Consider the following 7,664-nt stretch of genomic DNA (forward strand, 5'->3'; position numbering starts at 1 on the left):
TAGCAGCGGATGCGCTTGATCCCGGACGAAGATGTAGCAAATTAAATTCAATGAACGCGTCCTTTATCCTCCCGCTCATAACGATCTGGTTGCAGGTTCGGGTCCTGCCGCGCCCACCAGCCTTCGCTCGTCGTTACCGATCCCAGAGTGCATAGACATTTTGATTCTGCGGATTGGTGGAATCCGTGGATAGATGCATGCCCCCGAAAAGAGTGTGCAGGTCACCGCCCCTCGGCGAGCATAAGGGACACCGGACCACCTTTCTAGGTAGTTCCCAGGCGCATCAAGTGGCGCGATATTCAGTGCGCGTGTTGGGAAGACTGGTCTTCTCACCGTCACGATATTCGGAGATTAACGATGCGCACAGCAATGGGCGCGCGCCGGCTTGGGACGCCCGACGACGACCGGACGGAGAGGCGATGGCGTTTCGGCTTTTTCATCGCCCTATCATGCGCCGTTTTGATTGCAGTCGCGACCTTCGCGCAGGAGCCACCCGCTAAAGCGTTGATCCGACCTACTGGCCAGCTGCCGGCGATCAACATTCCCTGATCGAGGCACCGTTGGCGCGTCATTTGCCTGGAGCCGAGATTTCATTTGCATTGGGAATTGTGTGATCCAGACCGTTAGCGATCGGGCATTTTTGCTCATGCTGGTTTCATTTTGCCTTGGGGCCTGCTTTGTCTGCGCATTCTGGGAGATCGAAGAAGCCCGCCGTCGCCGAGAGCGGAATTGCGAGCTCGTGCGTGAAGCACGGCGCTCGCCAACGCCCAGTCGTTAGCCAACTCCTGGAGATCATCATGCGCGCCGTTGCAACTGCTGCGATTGCAAACGCTTTTGCCCGGATATTCCCCGCATCGTCATTGCAGGCAAACGTCCTCAAGCAGACCGCGTTGTTCTGTGGAGCCGCCCTCTTGGTGTGGCTGCTGTCGGTGACTTATGGGCTGGATCTCAGTGCCGGATTCTTCTAGCCGATCAGCATCTGATTTTTGCGTTTGCTTCGGTATCCAAGCCCTTTGAGCCACATGAGGTAGTCGCGCTCTTCAGGGGCAAGTTCATAGAAGGACGCGGAAATGCGCTGCTCAGACGTTTTGCTCTGCGGCTCAAAGTCCTGGGTTGAAGCCGCCGGCTATCTCGCATCTGTTCTCGTCTTCGCCACGTTTTGCATGAAGACGATGCTCCCGCTTCGGATCGCGGCCATCTTGAGCAATGTCGCGTTCATGGCATACGCGTTCTTCGAGGGCTTGTATCCAATCCTCATCCTTCACTCGGTTCTGCTGCCCCTTAACGTCGTCCGAACAGTCCAAATGTGCCGCGTCAGGCGAATTGTGGAGCAAGCGTCCAAGGGCGAATTCACAACCGAACCGCTATGCCCGTTCATGAAAGCGGCGACGTGGAAGGCCGGGGAGATCATTTTCAGGCAAGGCGAGTACGCCGATTGCATCTATCTGCTTGCAAAGGGAAGCGTACGCCTCAATGAAATCGATCTCGTTCTGGGGGCGGGAGATCTGTTCGGGGAAATTGGCGTTTTCTCGACGGCACATGAGCGCACCCAGACCGCTCAGGCTATTTCCGATGTCGAGCTGCTCTGGCTCACTGAGGGCGAGCTCGCCCAGGTGTGTCATGCGAATCCCGCCCTGGCTTTCTACTTCCTGAAGCTGTCGATCAACCGACTGCTGGCGAACACGGGACGCCACCTGCCGGCGCACACAGGCCGCATGCAGGCTCTTGAGAGTCGGCGGCGAGTGCCGCTCGACGAATGCTGAAGAACACCAACAAGCAGCGATCTGCTTTAGGCGACTTAGCGGATTTCCCGACAACAACAGTCAGTTGATGTGTGCGCTGGTGAAAGTCCGAGCATGAAAATGCACGAATGCAAACACGTCATCAGTTTGCATTTGCAACGGAAAATGCAAACTTCACGGCAATATTGGAGAGCAAGACGTAAGCGAAGCGATCCCTGCCGCTTCTCGAAGCTACGCTTGCTGAACAAGCGAATGCAACGCCTGAACCGCGGCCTCGCGGCTCTCCACGGGGACGAACAGACTGACCGAATGCGGCGACAACACGTAACTGTCGGGGACGATGCCGTGATGTCTAAGAACCTGCAACGCCCTGAACGGCAATTCCGACGAAACGCCGCCGAAGCAGGTGAGACTCACCGAGCTCGAGGCCTCGCGCTGCTTGCGCAGATCCTTGGCGTGCTCCAGCGTGCGCAACAGGGCATCCAGCCACTCCGTATCACAGGCCACGGTCATACTGGTTTTTCCCGTCGTGAAGTGTGATGCGAGGAGCTGCGGCCAGGACAGGCTGTTTTGCTTGAGATGCTGCGCGAATTTCTCGAAACCGTGATTGAGATCAGTGGAATCGATTTCCACGTACTCAATGCGAGCCATCGAGTTGACGGCCAGAACCCTTCCGTTTTCCATGCCCGCAACCTCCTTCATTACTTGCGTGCTGTCTTCAACGCCACTCCACTGCTTGAGAACCAGAGGCACATCCTGACTTTGCGCGAGTTCTACGCTACGAAAGTGCAGGATCTTTGCGCCCCAGAAGCACATTTCGGACAGCGATGCGAAGTCCACTCGCCGCAGGGGCTTTGCATCCGGCACGATACGCGGATCGGCCGAGCAGATGCCGTCGACCTCCTTGATGATTTCACAGCGCTCGGCTTTCAGCGCCGCGGCCATCGCGACGGCCGTGGTATCGCTGCCGCCCCGGCCAAGCGTGGTGATTTCCCTGGTCGCCGGGTTCACGCCCTGAAATCCAGCCAGCACCACAACGCGCCCACGATCAAGTTCCTCGCGCACCCGAATGGGCCGTACATCCAGAATGCGTGCCGAGGAATGGGAGTCGTCGGTCATCACGCCGGCCTGGCTGCCGGTGAAGCTGATCGCGGGCACGCCGAGATCGGAAAGCGCCATGCTCATCAGGGACATGCTGATGCGCTCACCGGTCGTTAGCAGCATGTCGAGTTCACGGCGATTGGGAGCAGGGCTTACCTGATAAGCCATCTGGATCAATTGATCGGTGGTGGTGCCCATGGCGGAGACGATCGCCACGACACGATGGCCCTGTCCATGCAGGTCGGCGAGACTGCGCGCAACCGCGCGGATTTTCGCCGGTGTTTCGAGACAGACACCGCCATATTTCTGCACGACGACCGGATGGTTGCTCATCTAACCTCCGTGAGAAGCCTCGCTCGCTTCCGGATAATGCGTTAGCCCATCGAAGCGACACCGCCTATCCATGTGCCGACGACTTCGAAGTTCGGACGGAATGCGACGAGGTCCGCGCGGTATCCGGGCGCGATCCGCCCAAGCTCGGACTCAAGACCCAGAAATGCCGCGGGCGTCCGCGAAGCCATCACGAGGGCATCGACAAGCGAGATTCCGGCCAGCGCAACAGCGTTGCGCACCGCCTCGATCATGGTGAGGTGAGCGCCCGCGAGTGTGCCATCGGGACCAGTCAGGCGATTTTCGTGCAGCGTGATCTGCCGTCCCTGCAGCATGAATTGCCGGTCGTTCGTGCCCGCCAAGGGCATGGCATCGCTGACCAGCATCAATCGATCGCGTCCCTTGCAGCGGAAGGCAACACGCAAACCGGTGGGGTCAACGTGGATACCGTCGCAGATGATCCCTGCAAACAGCCGGTCATCCCCCAGCGCGGCGCCCACCAGGCCCGGCTCCCGGGCGTTCAACTGCGACATGGCATTGAACAGATGGGTCACCCCCGAGACACCGCGATCGACCGCCTGCCCGATTTCGGATGCCGTGGCATCGCTGTGGCCGGCGGCGATACGCAATCCGGCGCTGATCAATTCATCGATCATGAACGCGGGCACGCATTCCGGGGCCAGCGTCACAACGGAGCGGCCGCAGTCCCCAAAACTCTTGATGGCGGCGAGATCGCGCCGATCGGGCACGCGTATCTCGGCTTCCGGATGGATGCCCTTACGAGACTTGTTGAGGGCCGGACCTTCCAGATGAAAGCCGTGCACGCCGGGAATTTTGAGGCACGCCTCGGCTGCTGCAGCCAATCGCGCGATGACCTCGCTGCGGTCGGTGATGAGGGTCGGCAGGCAGCCCGTGGTCCCCGCCGCGCGGTGCGCAGCGACGATGCGTCGAACGCCAGCCTCGGTCGGCTCGTCGTTGAGAAGAACGCCCCCCGCCTCCGTTCACCTGAGTGTCGATGAATCCGGGTGCAAGGATCGCATCTTGGGAAAGCTGGATCGACGCGCGCGGCTCTGACTCTCCGAGGGTGATGCCTTCAATCCGGCCTTGCGAAATCCTGACCGACCCCGGCCCACACATGGCGGTACCGTCAAAGATTTGCGGCGCTGCAATCGTCAGAACGTCGGAAGAGGTGCAGTCGCCCATCAGCATTCATCCGAGAGTGGCAGTCACAGACCCGTGAGGCGAGTGCCGAAACCTCAAATGTTCCCCATCTAGGCATTGGGGGACCCGGACCGAAGCCCTCGCGTTAACATCCGATGGGAACAAAAGGTACCACGTATCTTGGCATTGATGGGGGCGGAACTCGCTGCCGCGCCCGGATTGAAGACGAAAACGGCAGGCTGCTCGGCGGAGCAAGCTCGGGACCTGCGACGACCCGCATTGGCGTCGAAAAGGCCTGGCGTTCCATCATGGAGGCGACAGAAGCCGCTGCCGCACAGGCGGGTTTGGCGCGCGAGGATTTTTCGCGGATGCACGCCGGAATTGGCCTCGCCGGGCTTGGCCGCCGGGGCGCGGAAGCTGCGCTCAAGAACATCGCGCATCCCTTTGCATCCGCTATCTTCATCAGCGACGGCATGGCTGCCTGTCTCGGCGCCCACAGCGGCGCGGACGGGGCGATCGTGGTCGCCGGCACGGGCTCGGTTGGCGTTGGCCTGACTGGCGGCCGCGAAATCCGTCTCGCCGGTTACGGCTTTCCCGTGTCGGACGAAGGCAGCGGCGCCGACATCGGCCTGCAGGTCGTTCGACTGGCGCTGCGGGCCGCGGATCGCCGCGGCGAGCTGACCCCGTTGCTTTCAGAGGTGCTGGGCGCATTCGATCATGATCCCTATCAGGCGGTGGCGTGGTCTGAAGACGCCCGGGCCACCGACTACGCAGCGTTCGCGCCAATGGTGATGCGGCACGCCAATGAGGGCGATCCGGTCGGCCGTCGCATTGTCGAACGCGCGGCCGATGCCATTGGCGATCTGCTCGGTCTGTTCCTGGCGAGAGGAATTGATCGGCTCGCGCTGGTAGGCGGGCTCGCGGATGCCATTACGCCCTGGCTGACGCCCGATCTGCGCGCCCGCCTGAGGCCTCCTGACGCCGACGCGGTGGCCGGCGCGTTGCTGGTGGCGCGAGGGCGGCTTGATCTGCCCAAACCAGATTTGCCCAAGCCAGATCTGCCCAAGCTTGATTTGCCCGAGAGAGAAACCGATCATGAACAGGCTTCGAAGTCCCGCGGATGAGGGCGCATGGATCAACCAGATGGCCACCGAAGACGTCGATCCCCGTTTTGCCGATCTTGATGCATGGTCGCTGTCCTCGGCGATGGAAGCCATGTGGGAGGGCCAGCTTGCGGCAGTCGCGGCGATCGGCCATGCCCTTCCTGCGATCACTGCGGCGACCGAAGCGGCCAAGGCGGCGCTGGGCGATCGCGGACGCATTGTGTATGTCGGCGCCGGCACCTCGGGCCGCGTGGCGGTCCAGGACGGCGCCGAGCTGACACCGACCTTCGCCTGGCCCAAAGAGCGCGTCCGCTTTATCGTCGCCGGCGGAGACAGCGCGTTCGTCACCAGCATCGAGGGCGCGGAGGACGATATCGACGATGCGGTCGCGCAGATTGATGCGGCGCGGCTCACGCCGCTCGACGTGGTGATCGCCGTTGCCGCCAGCGGGACAACGCCATTCACGGTCGCGGCGCTGCAGCAGGCAGGCTCTTTCGGTGCCGTGACGATCGGTATCGCCAACAATCCCGGCACCGCACTCCTGGCATCGGCAAAGTTTCCGATCCTGATCGAGACCGGCCGCGAGCTGATCGCCGGATCGACGCGGATGAAGGCGGGTACCGCGCAGAAGGTCGTGCTCAACCTGATCTCCTCAGGGATCATGCTGCGCCTTGGCCGGGTGTATCGCGGCATGATGGTGAACATGCCGCCGACCAATGCCAAGCTGAAGCGGCGTGCAGAGGCCATGGTGGCGCAAATCGCGCACTGTGATCCCACGCACGCGGCACGCTCGCTCGAGCAGGCCGGGGGAGACATCAAGACGGCAGCCCTTTTGGCGTTGGGCGTCGACAGGATTGATGCTGAGACCGTTTTGAAAAACTGTGACGGCAACCTTCGGCGCGTGTTTGCCGAGCTCGCCAGGAATCGTGAATTGCATCGCGACCGGCACCCAACGGCCGCGCACAATCGAGGCGGAGCGGTCGAGCCGTGACGACATCCGCGATGGCGAGTGAAATCGGAGAGAGCGCGGATGTCGTCGCCAACATTGTTCGCAGCCGCCCCGCCACGCGCGACATCGCACAGCGAATTGGGATTGGCTCCGTCCCCCTGTGCGTCGTGTGCGGCCGGGGAAGCTCCGGGCATGCCGGAGTTTTCTTGAGATACCTCGTCGAGACGCGGCTTCGTCTGCCCGTTTCAGCCAGTGCTCCATCGGTGATCACGGCATTTCGTACGCCCTTGATGCTGCGTCATGCGCTGTTCATCGTGATCTCGCAATCCGGGCGCAGCCCGGATCTCGTCGCGGCGACCAGGTCGGCCCGCGCTGCGGGCGCCCACACTGTTGCCATCGTCAATGCGACGTCGTCGCCGGTGGCTGACGAAGCGGAGTTCGTCGTTCCGATCGAAGCCGGAGAAGAGCACTCCGTAGCGGCGACCAAGACCGTGATCGGCTCGATGGCCGCGAGCGCGGGACTTGTTGCCGAGCTGGCGGACGATCATGCGCTGCGGTCGGCGCTCGACAGGCTGCCTGAGCGCCTGCACCGCGCGCTCGCGCTCGACTGGTCCGGGATTTCCGGCGATCTCGCCAAGGCGTCAGCCGTGTTTGTGGCGGCCCGGGGCCTGGGCCTGGGATCGGCGCGGGAAGTCGCGCTCAAACTTTCGGAAATCCTGCGCCTGCCTTCCATTGGTCTGAGCTCCGCCGAGCTGCAGCACGGGCCGCGGGCCGCGTTATCATCGCGCACACCGGTCGTCATGATGCGCCTCATGGATGAAACGGCGGCCACGGTGGACGCGCTGGCGGAAGAATTGCGCGAGCAAGGGATCACGCTGCATCTATGCGGCGGACCGCATGGCTCGCTGCCCTGGCTGGCCGAGGATGACCCCGCTACCGACCCGATCACCATGCTCGTTCCAGCCTATCGGATGATCGAGCAGGCGGCGCGCGCCTGCGGATTTGACCCGGACCGTCCTCCTCGCCTGAGCAAGATCACCGAGACGTTTTGATAGCTGACTGCTTGGGCTCACGACTAGCTCAGTGGAAGGTGTCGTGGGCGAGCAACTCCGCTGCGGTCATTTCCCCTGTGATCGATCCCTTTTGCATAAGCAGAACACGTTTCGCCAGAACCGCGATGAACTCCCGTTTCTGCTCGACCACGATCATCGCCAGGTTCTTCTCGCTGATCAGTTTCTGCAACGTCTCGGCGATCTCCTCGTTGATGGAGGGCTGGAT

The 7,664-nt window shown here is 61.9% G+C and carries 8 protein-coding genes and 1 pseudogene; 6 read left to right on the plus strand and 3 right to left on the minus strand.

Annotation, left to right across the window (positions count from 1 at the left end; genetic code table 11):
* Positions 1–357: 357 nt before the first annotated feature.
* The 3 genes from AC630_RS00360 to AC630_RS00370 all read left to right on the plus strand — a co-directional run bounded on the left by AC630_RS00360 (position 358) and on the right by AC630_RS00370 (position 1,763).
* Complete coding sequence (locus tag AC630_RS00360) at positions 358–549, plus strand: hypothetical protein (protein ID WP_143197712.1); 192 nt, start codon at positions 358–360, stop codon at positions 547–549.
* A 248-nt stretch (positions 550–797) separates the two neighbouring features.
* The gene (locus AC630_RS00365; RefSeq protein WP_245330208.1) at positions 798–968 is read left to right on the plus strand and encodes a hypothetical protein; all 171 of its coding nucleotides are present in this window, start codon (positions 798–800) and stop codon (positions 966–968) included.
* A gap of 102 nt (positions 969–1,070) precedes the next feature.
* Positions 1,071–1,763: a cyclic nucleotide-binding domain-containing protein gene (locus AC630_RS00370; RefSeq protein ID WP_083636081.1), complete on the plus strand. Its 693-nt coding sequence runs from the start codon at positions 1,071–1,073 to the stop codon at positions 1,761–1,763.
* A 210-nt stretch (positions 1,764–1,973) separates the two neighbouring features.
* Here AC630_RS00370 and AC630_RS00375 read toward each other — a convergent pair whose 3' ends face one another.
* Together AC630_RS00375 and nagA are read right to left on the minus strand one after the other, a co-directional pair.
* Positions 1,974–3,176, minus strand: a complete 1,203-nt coding sequence (locus tag AC630_RS00375) for an aspartate kinase (protein WP_074116537.1) — start codon at positions 3,174–3,176, stop codon at positions 1,974–1,976.
* 41 nt (positions 3,177–3,217) lie between these two features.
* Positions 3,218–4,117 (minus strand): N-acetylglucosamine-6-phosphate deacetylase, encoded by a 900-nt coding sequence (gene nagA / locus AC630_RS00380; RefSeq protein ID WP_245330209.1) that lies wholly within the window; start codon positions 4,115–4,117, stop codon positions 3,218–3,220.
* 372 nt (positions 4,118–4,489) lie between these two features.
* Between nagA and AC630_RS00385 the strand changes: the two genes are divergently transcribed.
* From AC630_RS00385 to AC630_RS00395, 3 genes are read left to right on the plus strand one after another with little or no spacing between them, the layout of a single operon-like run.
* A complete protein-coding gene (locus tag AC630_RS00385) occupies positions 4,490–5,458 on the plus strand; it encodes a glucosamine kinase nucleotide-binding domain-containing protein (protein WP_074116538.1) in 969 nt (322 codons plus the stop codon).
* Positions 5,459–5,477: 19 nt separating this feature from the next.
* A complete protein-coding gene (locus AC630_RS00390; RefSeq protein WP_074116541.1) occupies positions 5,478–6,428 on the plus strand; it encodes an N-acetylmuramic acid 6-phosphate etherase in 951 nt (316 codons plus the stop codon).
* A gap of 11 nt (positions 6,429–6,439) precedes the next feature.
* Positions 6,440–7,438 carry an SIS domain-containing protein gene (locus AC630_RS00395; protein ID WP_074116539.1) on the plus strand — a complete coding sequence of 333 codons (999 nt, stop codon included), beginning with the start codon at positions 6,440–6,442 and terminating at the stop codon, positions 7,436–7,438.
* A 28-nt stretch (positions 7,439–7,466) separates the two neighbouring features.
* On the opposite strand, the pseudogene AC630_RS45120 reads toward AC630_RS00395, so the two are convergent.
* Positions 7,467–7,664: pseudogene (locus tag AC630_RS45120) on the minus strand (ABC transporter ATP-binding protein); the annotation flags it as partial.

The organism is Bradyrhizobium sp. AS23.2, assembly GCF_001908185.1.
In the GTDB taxonomy this organism is placed as follows: domain Bacteria; phylum Pseudomonadota; class Alphaproteobacteria; order Rhizobiales; family Xanthobacteraceae; genus Bradyrhizobium.